The following is a 15,745-nucleotide window of genomic DNA, read 5'->3' as shown; positions in this document are numbered from 1 at the left end:
CAGCCAATACCGTCTCGGAAATATCGGAAGGCGTTGAACAGGTGGCTGTGGCTGCCGAATCTACATCGGTTGCCACGACCCGTACGTTTGAGAGAGCGCAAGGCGGAATGGAGTTAGTGGAGAACGTAATCAATACGGTAAGACGTGCCACTGGTGAGGTAGAACGTACTGCAGGGCAAATGCACAATCTTCGTGAACGGGCTCGTGAAATTACGAGCATCGTCGAAATGATTACGAGTATTGCCTCGCAAACGAATTTGTTGGCGCTGAATGCAGCCATTGAGGCTGCCCGTGCTGGAGATGCTGGACGAGGCTTCTCGGTTGTAGCCAGTGAGGTTCGCAAGCTCGCAGAGGAAAGCAGCTCCTTCTCTGAGCGTATCGCTGCCATTGCCCATTCGATCAATGATGAGGCAATGGATATGAGCAACCATATGGACGAGATCGTTACCATGGTGAGTGGAGGCTTGCAGTCTGTAGAGTCTGTGGGTACTGCTTTCCAAAATATCGTGGCAGAGATTCAATCGGCTGCAGAGCAGAGCGAATCGATGACGGCGACCTCGGAAGAGATGGCGGCAGGTAATCAGGTTGTGACGAACTCTATGCAGCGTCTTGCCACCATGTCGGATGAAATTAGTGACTCTATCTCAGGTGTGGTAGAGACAGTGGATGAACAATTGAATTCGATTGCACGCATTAATGAAAACGTAGAACAATTGAAAAAAATGGCGGACGAGCTAACGCAAAATGTGAGCCGATTCGTCATTTAAGAAAGTGTCCCTTCTGCTAGTTGCGGAAGGGATTTTTTTGTGTAACCAGATGTCTTTCGAGAAGATAATCTTGCCGTTTTTGTGTGAATATTTTCCTTTCATGATGGTGAGAATAAAACCATGAATGGAGGGAAGAGACTGCTATGAAACGGAATGGATACCTCGCTCTATGCTTCGTTATGTGCTTTACCATCTTTTCTCCGATGGCTATCGCCAAAGAAAAGGCTGGACAGCAAAAGGGTGACAATCATTTTGCCCCACTAGCTTCTTCCGCAGTGATGATTGAAGCCGATACGGGAACAGTCTTGTATGAAAAGAACGCCAATGAAAAAATGCCACCCGCCAGTATCACCAAAGTAATGACCATGCTTTTGATCATGGAAGCGGTGGAGCGGGGAGAGCTTAAGCTTACCGATAAGGTTCGAACAAGTGAAAGAGCAGCATCGATGGGCGGGTCGCAAATTTTTCTACAGCCCGGTGAAGAAATGACGGTAGAGGACATGCTGAAAGGGATTGCGATTGCTTCTGGGAATGATGCCTCTGTAGCGATGGCTGAGCACTTGGCTGGGACAGAAGAGAGTTTTGTCGCGCGAATGAATGAACGTGCACAGCAGCTCGGTATGAAAAATACGCATTTTGTAAACTCCAATGGACTTCCTGCCGCGAATCACTACTCTTCGGCAGCAGATATTGCGATCATGTCACGCGAGCTCTTAAAGCACGAAGGCATTACGAAGTTCACCGGTACGTACCAAGACTATTTGCGAAAAGATACAGAAAGCCCCTTTTGGCTTGTGAATACGAACAAGTTGGTGCGTTTTTATGAAGGGGTGGACGGTTTGAAAACAGGGTACACAGGCGAAGCGAAATACTGTTTAACAGCGACTGCCAAACGCAACAACATGCGTGTCATTGCAGTCGTCATGGGTGAGCCTGATGTAAAAACGCGCAACAATGAGGTTTCGACCATGTTCAATTACGCATTCACGCACTTTCAGGTGACGCCGATGTACAAAAAGGGAGAACCTGTGCGAGCATTGGTTGTGGATAAAGGTCAGAAAGCGCAGATCAATGCGGTGACACCCCATGCGGTTAGCTTGTTGATGAAAAAAGGAGAATCGGCGGATACCTTCCAGAAGGAAATTGTCATCAACCAAGCGATCAGTGCACCTGTAGCAAAGGACCAAGTAATTGGACACATTTTCATCCGCACGAAAGATGGCAAGGAAGTAAACCGTATCGATCTGTTACCAGAAGATCAGATAGATAAAGCCAACATGTGGGAGATTCTCAAGCGAACCACCAAGAGCGTTTTGATTAGCTACTGACAGACAGCATGAGCGCGAAAAGAATCGAGTTGCCCCGAATGGAATGGCGCGGCTGCTCGATTTTTTTGTTCTTTTGTCGGCTGGCAGGAATTGGTTTCATCGAGGAAGAAAGAGAGTTTCTATCAAGGGAGAAGGAGTGTGTCAGCTATGAGTTTACGAGTTGCGATGGAAACACGGCAGGACGTGCTAGTGATCCGTTTGCAGGGTGAGCTGGATCATCATACGGCAGAGGAGTTGCGCAAGAAGGCGGATGATCTTTTGCGTACCTCTACTATACGCCATATTGTGCTGAGTCTGGCTGATTTGACGTTTATGGACAGCTCTGGTATCGGGGTTATTTTGGGAAGATACAAGCAGATTTCTGCCCGATCTGGAGAAATGTACGTCTGCTCGATCAATCCTACGATCTATCGAATATTCGAGATGTCCGGGTTATTCAAGGTGATCAAGTTTCGCGAAAACGAAGCGGATGCTTTGCATGTTCTGGGGGTGGCGTAATGATGGTTCAGCGTAACTTTATGTCAGTATCGTTTGCAGCATTGAGCCAAAATGAAGCATTCGCACGTGTAGCAGTTGCAGCCTTCATATCCCAACTCGATATTACGATGGACGAGCTGGAAGAAATCAAAACCGTTATATCCGAGGCTGTTACCAATGCCATTATTCATGGTTATGACGAAAATCCAGAGGGTGTGGTACAGATCTCTGTGCGAATTCAAGAGGACAGCATTGATCTGATTGTGGAAGACAATGGACGAGGAATTGAGGATGTGGAGCAGGCCATGCAGCCACTCTATACGACGAAGCCGGAGCTTGAGCGCTCTGGAATGGGCTTTACTATTATGGAGAATTTCATGGATTCTTTGGAAGTGGCAACAGTTGTGGGTAAAGGAACAACTGTGCGCCTCACCAAACGCCTTGCGTTTGCCAAAGCCTTGCAAAATTAGGGGTAGTGCCTATGGGTGCCGATATCAAAAACGCGAGTCAACCATTTCTGACCAATGACCAAGTAAAAGAGCTAATCGCCAAAAGCCAAGCTGGCGACACTGAGGCACGAGAGCTTTTAGTCAACAGCAATATTCGACTGGTCTGGTCCGTCGTTCAGCGCTTTATCAACCGTGGATACGAAGCGGATGATTTGTTTCAGATCGGTTGTATTGGCCTATTGAAAGCCGTAGACAAGTTTGATCTCTCCTATGATGTTCGATTCTCAACCTATGCTGTGCCGATGATTATTGGAGAAATTCAACGCTTCTTACGCGATGACGGTACAGTCAAGGTAAGTCGATCACTCAAAGAAACAGCTAATAAGGTACGACGAACAAAGGATGAGCTGTACAAGCAATTCGGTCGCGCACCTACGATTGCTGAGGTTGCGGACGCGGTGGGGATTACGCCAGAAGAAGTCGTGTTTGCGCAAGAAGCGAATCGGGCACCTTCTTCCATCCATGAAACGGTTTTTGAAAATGACGGGGACCCCATTACATTGATCGATCAGATTGCGGATGAAGGGGTCAACAAATGGTTTGAAAAAATTGCACTCAAGGATGCGATCAGTCGATTGAGCGAGCGGGAGCAACTCATTGTCTATCTGCGCTACTACAAGGATCAGACGCAGTCGGAAGTAGCGGAGAGGCTGGGAATCTCGCAAGTGCAGGTATCGCGCCTCGAGAAGCGCATTTTACAAACAATCAAAGAGCAAATTGAGCATTAACAGATGCCAACACTCCGGTCACTATGTGGCTGGGGTGTTTTGTTTTGTGAAAAACGACTCGACTTTCTTCATTAAACAGAATGTGATCGCTTGTGGTCAGCAAATAAACGATCATTTCCGTTTATTTGCATGGGTTTTGTGGCTCGGCACATACTAGCGAATAATCAGGTATGTGATGGAAGGGGGAAGGTACCATGAAAGACGCGTTGTTTCTGCGCCTGAGAAAGCGATTGGCCGTACAGCCACAAGCCATGATTATGCTTGGGGACATTTGCCAGCTTTACTGGGATGGAGAGCGCGAGGAAGCGTTAAAGCGGATGCCCATTTACCAGACAAAGCCAACAGATGGCAATTTGATCATTATCGATATTATGCAGGTGATTAAAAGGCTGCGCTCTGTCTATCCTGACGTGGAATTGGACGTCCAGGGTGCTCCCCAAATCATAGTGGAAGTACTCAATCCACGAAAGAAATCGAACCCGATTTTGGTGGCGATGGTGTGGATTCTGTTGTTCATTGGCTCAGGCTTGGCGATCATGAATTTCCATACTGATGTCAGCATGATGCAGGTTCACGAACGAATCTACTATTTGATTACAGGTGAAAAAAGCCATCAGCCTTTGTGGTTGCAAATCCCATACTCCATCGGAATCGGCTTGGGGATGATTCTGTTTTTCAATCATATCTTCCAGAAAAAAATCAACGAAGAACCTAGTCCGCTAGAAGTGGAATTGTTTATGTATCAGCAAAGCCTGGATCAATACTACATACAAAATGAAAACAAGGAAAACCAACGGACGAAGAAATGAGCGTCATCAAATGCTTGTTGCTTATGTTGATCGGGCTAGGTGGAGGTCTTGCAGTTGGGAGTGGGCTGGTCGCGTTTATTACCGTTCTGGACATCATTCCGAGGTTGACACAATTAACGAATGCTCATCGATATATCCGTTCGCTGGAATGGGCTTTGGTAGCAGGGGCACTTTTTTTTACGTTCATTGATTTTTTTCACTGGGGTGCTCATTTGCCCGATATCGTTTCTTCGATTTACGGGATATTTGCAGGAATATTTGTGGGGACACTCGCCGCAGGCTTAACAGAGGTACTGAATGTCTTCCCGATATTAGCGAAGCGAATCCACATGGATGGCAGCCTTCTCTTTCTGTTGATGGCAGTGGTTTTGGGAAAAGTGACAGGTTCCTTACTGCAATGGCTGCTCCATCTGTGAAATGGTAAATACCACTATTCATAGGCATCTTTAGAAAAAGGAAGGATATAGGAAGAAAGCTTACAGAGGGAGTGAAAGGGCATGGCAACCAAAACAAAATCCAAAAATCCCGGATCGATGCAGATGACAAAACAACTGTATCAACAGCAGGCTTCCAAGTTCCAGCCCAAACGAAATGTTCTGCTGAACTCGTTTCGTGCTTTCTGGGTAGGAGGGACCATATGTTTGCTGGGTCAAGCCATTCAAAATATGTATATTACCTTTTTCGGATTTACGGAGAAAACGGCAAGCAATCCGACCGTTGCGACGCTCATTTTTCTATCCGTTTTGCTGACAGGGTTAGGTGTGTATGACAATATCGGGCAGTATGCCGGAGCAGGATCAGCTGTGCCTGTTACAGGCTTTGCCAACTCGATTGCTTCTGCTGCCATCGAACATCGGAGCGAAGGGTATGTGCTCGGCGTTGGGGGAAATATGTTTAAGCTGGCTGGTTCGGTCATTGTATTTGGGGTTGTTGCAGCGTTCATTGCGGGAATTTTAAAGAGCCTGATCAACATGTTTTTCTAAGGGAGGGCTGGCGGTGTCAAACAATCAACCAGTGAAACGAGTCAATCGGCAAACCTGGCACTTCGATCAAAATGTTCGCTTGCAAAGCTCGGCAGTAGCTGTGGGACCAAAAGAAGGTGAGGGGCCGCTGGCACACCTGTTTGATAAGATCCACGACGATATGTATGCAGGCCAACAGACGTGGGAAGACGCTGAACGCCAGTTGATGGAGGATGCAGTCAACACCTTGCTGCAAAAGGCGGGGATCACGGGCAAAGATGTGGATATTATTCTCGCCGGTGATCTATTGAATCAGAACATCACCACCAATTTTGCAGCAGAAAAGGTGGCGATTCCGCTTTTGGGCATGTACGGAGCTTGTTCTACCTCGATGTTGACACTGGCAAATGCGGCGGCTTTGGTAAACGCAGGCTATGCGAACAGGGCGATTGCTGCTTGCAGTAGCCACAATGCCACAGCGGAAAGGCAGTATCGTTATCCCACGGAATATGGAGGCCAGAAGCCCCCAAGCGCCCAGTGGACAGTGACAGGAGCCGGCGCTGGATTGGTCGGGATAGGTGGAAATGGTCCGCGCATTACGCATGCGACGATGGGAAAAGTAGTGGATATGGGGATTAAAGACCCGTTTGACATGGGGACGGCTATGGCTCCAGCAGCGGCTTCGACGATCCAGACGCATTTTCAAGATACGGGGCGCTCCCCACAAGCCTATGATTTGATCGTGACTGGTGACCTGGCAGCTGTCGGGTTTCCGATTCTAAAAGAGCTCATGTTGACAGAAGGATACGATATGGATCAAGTCTACAATGATTGCGGGTTAATGATTTACTCCCCCGATCAGGATGTATTTGCAGGCGGGAGCGGTTGTGCCAGCAGTGCAGTGGTCACGTATAGCTACATTTTGGATCAACTCAACCGTGGGTTACTGAAAAACGTGTTGGTCTGTGCCACGGGAGCCCTTTTAAGCCCGGTAAGCTATCAGCAGGGCAATTCGATACCGTGCATCGCCCATGCGGTTGCACTGGAAGGAGGAAAATGATGGAGTACCTGATTGCTTTTGTCGTAGGGGGATTGGTTTGTGTAGTAGGTCAACTACTTCTGGATGTTGGAAAACTAACGCCTGCTCATGTCATGAGTACGCTGGTTGTGGCAGGAGTGTTTCTCGATTTTATCGGTGTGTATGACAAGTTTATTGATTTCGCAGGCGCAGGTGCGACAGTACCGATTACGAGCTTCGGTCATTCTTTGTACCATGGAGCTATCAGCGAGGCTGAGCAACATGGGTTGATCGGTGTGGCTACGGGGATTTTTGAGGTCACGAGTGCGGGTATATCGGCTGCGATTGCATTCGGATTTTTTGCCTCACTCATCTTTAAACCAAAAGGGTAAGTCCAGGCAGTAAAAGGCGGTGACCCAGCATGGACACAGTACGCCGGAAAGTCATATTGGTGACAGACGGAGATCATATTGCCCAAAAAGTTATCGAGAATGTCGCTAAGCAATTTGGTGGTCGATGTATATCCTTGTCTGCCGGGAATCCGACTCCATTACGAGGCAATCAGATGGTCGAGCTAATAAAAATGACACCATATGATCCTGTCATCGTCATGTTCGATGACAACGGAGATTACGGCAAGGGTAGAGGGGAACGAGCACTCGAATACGTGGTGAAGCATCCTGATATCGAAGTAATCGGTGCGATTGCAGTGGCCTCAAATACACAATGGGTCAAGGGTGCGACGGTCGCTTATTCCGTAAACAACCAAGGACAAATTGTAGACGAAGCGGTGGACAAGGACGGGTACGCAGACGAGCAACTTCAGCATCATATTTATGGTGATACGGTAGACATCTTGAATTACTTGCATGTGCCGAATGTCATCGGTATTGGAGATATAGGCAAAATGGAAGGCAGGGATAGTTTGCAAAACGGTTGTCCTATCACAACGAGAGCGGTGCAATGGATAATGGAAAGGAGCGGCGCTCATGGCACAGGTCACGGAAAAACGGCATCCCATCTCAACTTATCTTGAAGAGAATCAGAGGTATTTGAACGACAGACTTGGTGTCGGTAAGAGCTTTGATATTGGGGTCCATGATTTTTATGTGGGTCATAGACGAATGTTGTTGTATTACATAAATGGCTTCGCAGAAAGCTTACTCATTTCGCAGGTCATGCGTGAGTTAAATGATGTGCGTGACCGGGAGCTGGCGGACGACGCTTTCGACCAGCTGTTCCACAAATTCATCCCTTTCTTTCAGCTCAGCAAGGTGGAAACGACAGACGAATTCATGGACAAATTACTCGTCGGTCAAGTAGGGCTTATCATCGACCGATCGCGTCACGCGATTATTCTCGATGCAAAAATACTGCCAAATCGTTCACCACAGGAGCCAGATACGGAGCGCATCGTTCGGGGAGCGCATGACGGCTTTACAGAAGTCCTGATAACCAATACGACTCTAACGCGTCGAAGGATTCGTGACGAACGGCTCCGATTCGAAATCATGCAGATTGGGGAACGTACCAAGACAGACGTTGCGGTTGCCTACTTGCATGATGTAGCGAATGAAGAGCTGGTCCAAACGTTAAAGGAGCGTCTACAAAACATCCAGATTGACGGGATACCGATGGCGGAAAAAACCGTCGAAGAATTTATCATTGGAAAAACGTTGAATCCCTTCCCGCTGGTGCGATACACAGAGCGCCCCGATGTAGCCGCTGTACATCTATTGGAAGGTCACGTACTGATTTATGTGGATACTTCGCCGAGTGTTATGATCACACCCGCTACTTACTTTCATCATGTACAACATGCGGAGGAATATCGGCAAACACCTGTAATCGGTGCTTATCTGCGCTGGGTTCGTTTTTTTGGAATCTTTGCTTCCGTTTTTATTTTACCGATCTGGTTGCTCTTGGTTATGCACCCTTCCATGATACCGGAGCCGCTTCACTTCCTAGGGATCAAAAAGATGGGGAGCATTCCTATTTTGGCACAATTCGTGATCGCTGAGGTCGGTCTGGACTTGATGCGGATGGCCGCCATTCATACGCCGGCGCCGCTGTCGATTGCCGTAGGCTTATTGGCCGCGATTCTGGTAGGGGATGTGGCGATCAAGGTAGGACTCCTTGCGCCAGAGGTTATCTTGTATTTGGCAGTGGCGGCAATCGGGATGTATGCGACTCCCAGTTATGAGTTGAGCTTGGCCAATCGACTGATTCGCTTGTTCCTGATTCTCATGGTGGGCTTTTTCTCCACACCGGGACTGATGATCGGACTTACGCTTATCCTGATTTTCTTGGCTTCCACCCGTTCGCTGAATACGCCTTACTTATGGCCGTTCATTCCATTCAACTACAAAGGGATGAAGGATATTGTGGTACGGCTGGCTGTGCCAAGCAAAAATAACAGGCCGAGTATCGTTCGCTCGCAAAATTCCTCTCGGCAATAATATTCTGAAAACGGATGACTTCACCCATTGTCAAACGCACAGCCTTGTAGTAAATTGTAGGGAAGCCTTACGAACAAAAGTTTCTGTATGGCAACTGACGCTCCTCGTTGGTTGCCTTTCTTTATAAAAGATTGTCTATATACATCATCGGTGCGAATGAATTGGGGAGGAAACGAAACATGTACTTACACGGGACAAGTCGAGTGAATGAACAAGGAAACTTGGAAATCGGAGGCTGTGATACGACACAGCTAGCTGCTACTTACGGAACACCTTTATATGTGTATGACGAACAACAAATTCGCACCAAGTGCCGGGAATTTGTCAATGCGTTTCACAATACGGGTTTTTCCTTCCAGGTTGCTTACGCAAGCAAAGCTTTTTGCACGATGGCGATGTGCAAGTTGATTGAAGAGGAAGGCTTGTCACTCGATGTAGTATCTGGCGGCGAATTGTATACGGCTCTGCAAGCTGGATTCCCCGTTGAACGCATCCATTTCCATGGCAACAACAAATCTCATGATGAGTTAATCATGGCGCTGGATGCCAAAATTGGCTGTTTCGTTGTGGACAACTTTTATGAGCTGCACATCTTGGCGCAATTGGCCGAAGAGCGGAACGAAAAGGTCTCCGTTCTCTTGCGTGTCACACCGGGTGTAGAAGCTCATACGCATGAATACATTTCTACAGGGCAGATCGACTCCAAGTTTGGCTTTGATGTGCAAAACGGCCAGGCTCTTGAAGCGATTCAATTCTCTCACGAAAGCAATCATCTCCATTTATTGGGAGTTCATAGCCATATTGGTTCACAAATATTTGAAACAGAAGGCTTCCTCGTCGCTGTCAAACGTTTGACAGAACTGTTGGGCGAAGCAAAAGGAAAACTTGGATTCTTGCCAGAAGTACTGAATGTAGGAGGCGGCTTCGGGATTCGGTATGTAGAAGGCGATACACCGCAGCCAGCGGAAACGTATATCAAAGCCATTACAGATATCGTTCGCCAAGAGCTCACAGCGCTTGCGATTCCTCTACCTGAGATTTGGATCGAGCCAGGTCGGAGTATTGCAGGGGATGCAGGGACAACCTTGTACCGAATTGGATCGCAAAAGAACATTCCAAATGTCCGGAAATATATTGCGGTCGATGGTGGCATGACAGACAATCTGCGACCAGCTTTGTACGATGCAGAATATGAAGCAGCGATTGCGAACAAAATGAATGCGCCTGCCACAGAAGTTGTTTCCATTGCAGGGAAGTGCTGTGAGTCAGGTGATATGCTCATCTGGGATGTGAAGCTGCCAGAAGCACAGGCGGGCGATATTCTCGCAGTTCCAAGCACAGGTGCCTATGGGTATTCGATGGCGAACAACTACAATCGGATCGCTCGTCCTGCTGTTGTATTTGTCAAGGACGGAGAAGCAGAAGTGGTCGTACGACGCGAAACGTACGCAGAAGTAGTTGGTCACGATGTTTTGCCAAAACGCGCGCAGCTAATGCGCTAAACTTCATAAAAAATGAACAAACCTTCCTGATCTTTTGGGAAGGTTTTGTATTTCCTTCATCTCCCATTCATGATTGCTTAATGTTTTCTCGGCATAATGAAAGGGTGAGGGGGAGCGATTCATCATGTTGTCGACTCTTATGAAGCGGTTTCGACGAATACCCTACATTTCATTGGACAAACGCCAATGGATGAAGGCGATGATTCGGCAAGAAGTGGAGAGAGAGAGAAAAGTCGTCATGTTTTATATAGATATCGTCAAGCTGACAGAGGTAGAGCATCGCTATGGCGATACGAGTGCCAAGAGAGTTCTTCATATATTTGAAAGCATATTGCCAACTGTAGCTCGTCAAGCATTTGAAATCAAAGGGAGAATCATCGCGATTCAAAAGCTGTGGGGAGATGATTTTGCGATCTACACTTCCTTTTCGAAAACGATGAGTGAGGAAGATTGTCAAATGCTATCGATTCATTTTCAGGAGTTGGCTGAACGACAGTTAAATCGACAAGTGAGCTTCGTCAATCGTGAGGAGCTTCGCGTCCATATCGGCTATGCGGAAATCATCGGAGAAGATATCGTGAAAGAGATGTATACCTCTGTCAAACACGCTGTACATATGGCTAAGTATGGGATTACTTCCGAAAAATATACGCACATCAGACAATTTCATAAGCTGCTAGCAGAAGAAAACGTCCAGATGCATTTCATGCCGATCATTCATTTGCCAAATGGCGAAGCTTTGGGATGGGAGGCATTGGCGCGAGGACCGGTTAACAGTCTCTTTGCAACTCCCGCTGCCTTGTTCAATTATGCGCAAGAGACGGATACGGTGTTTCGTTTGGAGCATATATGTCGCAAGCGGGCATTGGAGCATATACGCTACCTGAAGCCGCATGAAAAATTGTTCATCAATTTGGACCCACGGGCGATTGACGATCCGTTTCTGTTGCGTGGCAAAGTGCAAATGCTTTTGGCAAAGTATGAGTTGACGCCACAAAACATTGTTTTTGAAATTACAGAGCGCCACGCGATTACGAATTACGCTGCCTTTCGAAAAATCATTGAGGAGTACCGCAAGCAGGGCTATATGATTGCTGTAGATGATGCGGGAGCAGGGTATTCCAGCTTGGAGTCGATTACAGAAATCTATCCAGATTTTATTAAGCTCGATATGTCATTGATCCGTAATATCGATGTCGATCCGATTAAGCAGGCGTTGTTGGAGACGTTTGTATCCTTTGCTGACAAGGTGAACTGCAAAATCATAGCAGAAGGAATCGAGACAGAGCGTGAGCTGGAAACGCTCATGGATGTCGGTGTCATCTATGGACAGGGTTACTATTTAGGCAAGCCGGATAAAGGGATGGCGCAGCTATGTGGAACGGCTATGAACTTTCTGCGATTTACAATGGAAAGGCGGAGTGAGCAAGAAGCAGAGCCAATGCTGCCCACTCCGGCTATGACGGAAATCTTGGCGAAGACAATCAGTGTTGAAAAGGACGTGAAAGTAAGACGCATCCATGAGATTTTCGAACAAAATCAGCGGATTGAAAGCGTGGTAGTGCTGGAGAACGGCATACCAGTTGGACTTGTCATGCGGTTTTCTCTGTATCAAATTCTCGGTGGTCAATACGGAATCGCGTTGTATTATGAAAGGCCCGTTTCTCAAATCATGAATACCAACCCGCTCAAAGCTACCAAAGATGACAAGTTGGATGAGGTAGCGAAGCGGGCGATGGCCAGAGATGCTTATCATTTGTATGATGTGGTCATTATTATTGATGAGAATGGCGAGTACATCGGTATCGTTACCGTGCAGAAGCTGTTGGACAAAATGGCTTCCATCAAACTCGAGATGGCGAGCTCTGCCAATCCGCTGACAGGATTGCCGGGGAACGTGCAGATTGAAAGGGAATTGAATCAACGGCTGAAACGGATTGATCATCAGGTGGTCATCTACTGTGATCTCGACCGTTTCAAATGGTTTAACGATCGCTACGGATTTGAAGTGGGTGATCAGATTATTGTTCGAACGGCGAACTTGTTGCGGGAAGCCTCGAAATGGTACGGAAGCGGGTCGGACTTCATTGGGCATATTGGCGGAGATGATTTTATCCTGATTACGACAGCACAATGTGCGAATGATGTTGTCTTGTTTATCATGGATGCTTTTACGCCGTACTTTTCGGACATTTATGAAAAGCGCAGAATGGGTGACGGTCAGGAGCTCTCGATGTCGATGGCAGGTGTCGTCTTATATGCAGGGAAGTACACCAGTGCGGAACAAGTTGCAGAGAAGGCAGCGTACGTGAAAATGGTGGCAAAGGCGAAGGCGGGAACTGTTTTTATTACCGACTGTGAATTGCCTGGCGAAGAGCAGATCCGCGTCGAGGGATAAATTGGACGTCAATCGTTCTCCATGATAGAATGGGTACGTTAACTTTACAAGGTATGGAGGTTTTACATATGAAAAAAGCGCACATCACCATGGAAAATGGTAACCAAATCGAGCTGGAGCTGTTCGATCAAGAAGCTCCGGGCACAGTAGCAAACTTTGAGAAATTGGCTAACGAAGGCTTCTACAACGGTCTGTCCTTCCACCGTGTTATCCCTGGTTTCGTAGCACAAGGCGGATGCCCTTACGGAACAGGTACAGGCGGCCCTGGTTACACAATCAAATGTGAAACAAAAGGAAACCCACACAAGCATCTGCGCGGTTACCTGTCCATGGCACATGCAGGAAAAGACACTGGCGGAAGCCAATTCTTCATCTGCTACGATTCTTTCCCTCACCTCGATGGCGTACATACAGTATTTGGTCGCGTCACTTCCGGTCTGGAACACATTGATGCAATCAAGCAAGGCGATAAAATGGGTACAGTAAAAGTAGGCTAATAAAAGTTTTACGAACACCGATGAGGGAAACCTTGTCGGTGTTTTTTCGTCAGGATGCATGCTGGGTCCAGCTGGAATGGGGTTGTAAGCCTATCTATCTGCTGGTATGCTAGAAGATAGACGATTTTTATCAGGGGTTGTTCAAAAAGATGACTTTTTGAACGCGTATGATTGGAGGAAGCAATGGATCTTTTTCATTTTGATTGGAAAACGGTACCGTTTCGCTTGATCGCGTTCGTTATCGCTTTCACTTTGCATGAATGGGCGCATGCCTTTGTCGCTTGGAAGCTAGGTGACAATACGGCGAAATCGGAGGGCCGCTTAACATTAAATCCAATCCCGCATATTGATCCGTTTGGTTTGATTCTTATCTTGTTTGGTCCATTTGGGTGGGCGAAACCAGTGCCGATCAATCCTCTTCATTTTCGCGGGAACAAGCGATTAGGTATTGTGTATGTATCGGTAGCAGGACCGATCATTAACTTTATTTTGTCGATCTTGTTTTATATCGGGTACATACTGGTCCAATATTCGGGAGTCTTGGTAGGGATGAATGAAAAAGCAGTCTTTGCCATTGTGACAACGCTTGAATTTAGTATCATCATCAATGCGGCACTCTTTGTCTTTAACCTTTTGCCGATCCCACCATTGGATGGCTACAAAATATTGCGCTTCTTGTCTCCGCGCAGTTGGGATGCGAAATACTATCATTATGAGGTTTACGGACCGTGGATCTTGCTCTTGCTGATTTTCATTCCAGGTGTTAGCTCCACCATTTTCGGGATTCCACTTGCTATTGTAAGCACCTGGATTAAACAGATTGCAGTGAACATATTAAGCGTGTTCATCTAACGGAAACGAGGGACGACTTTTGGCTTACAGCATCAAACTTGATTCTTTTGAGGGACCACTCGATCTGTTGCTCCATCTGATCGACAAGGCTGAGGTGGACATCTACGACATACCGATAGCGGAAATTACGGAGCAATACCTCGCGACGATTGACAAGATGCAAGAGCTCCAACTGGATGTGGCCAGTGAGTTCGTAGTCATGGCGGCTACGCTCCTCTCTATTAAAAGCAAGATGCTGTTACCCAAAAAGGAGGAGCATGTCTTTCAGCAGTTCCTCGATATGGATGTAGACGAGATAGACCCGCGTGAAGAACTGATTGCGCGTCTGTTGGAGTACAAGCGCTATAAAATGCTTGCTGAGAACTTGCGAGAAATGGAAATCGGTCGTAATCAAGTTTTTACGCGTCCCGCAGAAAATTTATCTCCTTATGCGCGTGAAGAAGATCATACCGTAACGAATGTGACCCTTTACGATTTGATCAACGCTCTGGAAAAACTGGTGAAGAAAACGAAAGAAAAAGAACCGATGACCAAGGTGTCGCGCGACGAAATCTCCATCAAAGATCGGATGTCGGAGATACGCCAAGTGGTACGCGGTGGTGGGACGGTTCGGTTTTCTGAGTTGTTTACTCAAGGGGCGACGCGTACAGAGATTGTGACGACCTTTCTCGCCTTGCTTGAGCTCATGAAGGCTAAGCACATTACGTGTGTACAAAATCAATTGTTTCAAGACATCATCATATGTGAAAACGGAACGGAAGGAGCCCACACTGATGGACTATGACAAGCTGAAAGGCGTAATCGAGGGCTTGCTGTTCATCTCGGGTGATGAAGGAATCGATGCCAAAGAAATCAGTGAAATCACTGAGGTGTCGGAAGAAGAGGTCATCGATTTGATCGAAGACATGAAAGCTGACTTCCGCCGGGCAGGACGCGGTATTCAAATCGTGGAAGTGGCAAAAGCGTATCAACTGACCACTCTGCCCGAGCATGTGCCCTATTTTGAACGGCTAGCAACATCGCCAGGTCAGTCAACACTATCCCAAGCAGCTTTGGAGACTCTTGCCATTGTTGCGTACAAGCAGCCCTTGACCCGTTCGGAGATTGAAGAAATCCGTGGCGTTAAATGCGAAAAAGCACTGAATACCCTCTTATCCAAACACCTCATTCGCGAAGCGGGGAGAGCAGAGGGGATCGGACGTCCCATTTTGTACGCGACCACCAAGGAATTTTTGGAGCATTTTGGATTACGGGAGCTAGGGGATTTGCCAGAACCGCCTGTCAATCTTGATATCGAAGAAGCGCGATTGGAAGCATCAGCGTTATTCGGAAAAGCAGAAGAATCGACAAACGACTAGTTACAGTCCGGACAGTTTTTCGTACTATCATACGACTCGTCCCCATATACTATGGTACAAACCTGTGTATCGTGGTATAAC

General features: G+C 47.2%; 18 protein-coding genes. All 18 read left to right on the top strand.

Annotated features, from left to right (window positions below):
- On the top strand, positions 1-767 hold a 767-nt coding region (locus PMI05_RS16980; protein WP_007724116.1), incomplete at its 5' end, for a methyl-accepting chemotaxis protein.
- A gap of 143 nt (positions 768-910) precedes the next feature.
- Positions 911-2,095, top strand: a complete 1,185-nt coding sequence (locus tag PMI05_RS16975; RefSeq protein ID WP_007724114.1) for a D-alanyl-D-alanine carboxypeptidase family protein — start codon at positions 911-913, stop codon at positions 2,093-2,095.
- 147 nt (positions 2,096-2,242) lie between these two features.
- The gene (gene spoIIAA, locus PMI05_RS16970; protein WP_007724108.1) at positions 2,243-2,593 is read left to right on the top strand and encodes an anti-sigma F factor antagonist; all 351 of its coding nucleotides are present in this window, start codon (positions 2,243-2,245) and stop codon (positions 2,591-2,593) included.
- Entirely contained in the window at positions 2,593-3,042 is a 450-nt protein-coding gene (spoIIAB, locus tag PMI05_RS16965) for an anti-sigma F factor (RefSeq protein WP_007724107.1), read from the top strand. Before spoIIAA ends, spoIIAB begins: the two co-directional genes overlap by 1 nt.
- 11 nt (positions 3,043-3,053) lie before the next feature.
- Entirely contained in the window at positions 3,054-3,809 is a 756-nt protein-coding gene (gene sigF / locus PMI05_RS16960) for an RNA polymerase sporulation sigma factor SigF (protein ID WP_007724105.1), read from the top strand.
- 194 nt (positions 3,810-4,003) lie between these two features.
- A complete protein-coding gene (locus PMI05_RS16955) occupies positions 4,004-4,618 on the top strand; it encodes a stage V sporulation protein AA (RefSeq protein ID WP_007724102.1) in 615 nt (204 codons plus the stop codon).
- Positions 4,615-5,034, top strand: coding sequence for a stage V sporulation protein AB (locus PMI05_RS16950; protein ID WP_007724100.1), 420 nt, complete (start codon positions 4,615-4,617; stop codon positions 5,032-5,034). The genes PMI05_RS16955 and PMI05_RS16950 overlap by 4 nt, the downstream gene beginning before the upstream one ends.
- An 81-nt stretch (positions 5,035-5,115) precedes the next feature.
- Positions 5,116-5,601, top strand: coding sequence for a stage V sporulation protein AC (spoVAC, locus tag PMI05_RS16945; protein ID WP_007724098.1), 486 nt, complete (start codon positions 5,116-5,118; stop codon positions 5,599-5,601).
- A gap of 13 nt (positions 5,602-5,614) precedes the next feature.
- Positions 5,615-6,640 carry a stage V sporulation protein AD gene (spoVAD, locus tag PMI05_RS16940; protein WP_007724096.1) on the top strand — a complete coding sequence of 342 codons (1,026 nt, stop codon included), beginning with the start codon at positions 5,615-5,617 and terminating at the stop codon, positions 6,638-6,640.
- Positions 6,640-6,990, top strand: coding sequence for a stage V sporulation protein AE (spoVAE, locus tag PMI05_RS16935; RefSeq protein WP_007724093.1), 351 nt, complete (start codon positions 6,640-6,642; stop codon positions 6,988-6,990). The genes spoVAD and spoVAE overlap by 1 nt, the downstream gene beginning before the upstream one ends.
- A gap of 29 nt (positions 6,991-7,019) precedes the next feature.
- Positions 7,020-7,634, top strand: a complete 615-nt coding sequence (locus tag PMI05_RS16930; RefSeq protein WP_007724087.1) for a stage V sporulation protein AE — start codon at positions 7,020-7,022, stop codon at positions 7,632-7,634.
- A complete protein-coding gene (locus PMI05_RS16925; protein WP_007724083.1) occupies positions 7,588-9,057 on the top strand; it encodes a spore germination protein in 1,470 nt (489 codons plus the stop codon). The genes PMI05_RS16930 and PMI05_RS16925 overlap by 47 nt, the downstream gene beginning before the upstream one ends.
- A 179-nt stretch (positions 9,058-9,236) precedes the next feature.
- Positions 9,237-10,559, top strand: coding sequence for a diaminopimelate decarboxylase (lysA, locus tag PMI05_RS16920; protein WP_007724082.1), 1,323 nt, complete (start codon positions 9,237-9,239; stop codon positions 10,557-10,559).
- 124 nt (positions 10,560-10,683) lie between these two features.
- Positions 10,684-12,957, top strand: a complete 2,274-nt coding sequence (locus PMI05_RS16915; protein WP_007724080.1) for a bifunctional diguanylate cyclase/phosphodiesterase — start codon at positions 10,684-10,686, stop codon at positions 12,955-12,957.
- 68 nt (positions 12,958-13,025) lie between these two features.
- Positions 13,026-13,454, top strand: a complete 429-nt coding sequence (locus PMI05_RS16910; RefSeq protein WP_007724078.1) for a peptidylprolyl isomerase — start codon at positions 13,026-13,028, stop codon at positions 13,452-13,454.
- A gap of 183 nt (positions 13,455-13,637) precedes the next feature.
- A complete protein-coding gene (locus PMI05_RS16905; RefSeq protein ID WP_007724075.1) occupies positions 13,638-14,306 on the top strand; it encodes a site-2 protease family protein in 669 nt (222 codons plus the stop codon).
- Between the two features lie 19 nt (positions 14,307-14,325).
- Positions 14,326-15,090 (top strand): segregation/condensation protein A, encoded by a 765-nt coding sequence (locus PMI05_RS16900; protein WP_007724071.1) that lies wholly within the window; start codon positions 14,326-14,328, stop codon positions 15,088-15,090.
- Positions 15,080-15,664 (top strand): SMC-Scp complex subunit ScpB, encoded by a 585-nt coding sequence (scpB, locus tag PMI05_RS16895; protein ID WP_007724068.1) that lies wholly within the window; start codon positions 15,080-15,082, stop codon positions 15,662-15,664. Before PMI05_RS16900 ends, scpB begins: the two co-directional genes overlap by 11 nt.
- The last annotated feature ends 81 nt before the right edge of the window (positions 15,665-15,745 follow it).

Source organism: Brevibacillus sp. BC25 (assembly GCF_000282075.1).
GTDB lineage: Bacteria > Bacillota > Bacilli > Brevibacillales > Brevibacillaceae > Brevibacillus.
Note: the sequence above shows the minus strand (reverse complement) of the source record. Positions and strands in the feature narration are given on the sequence as shown.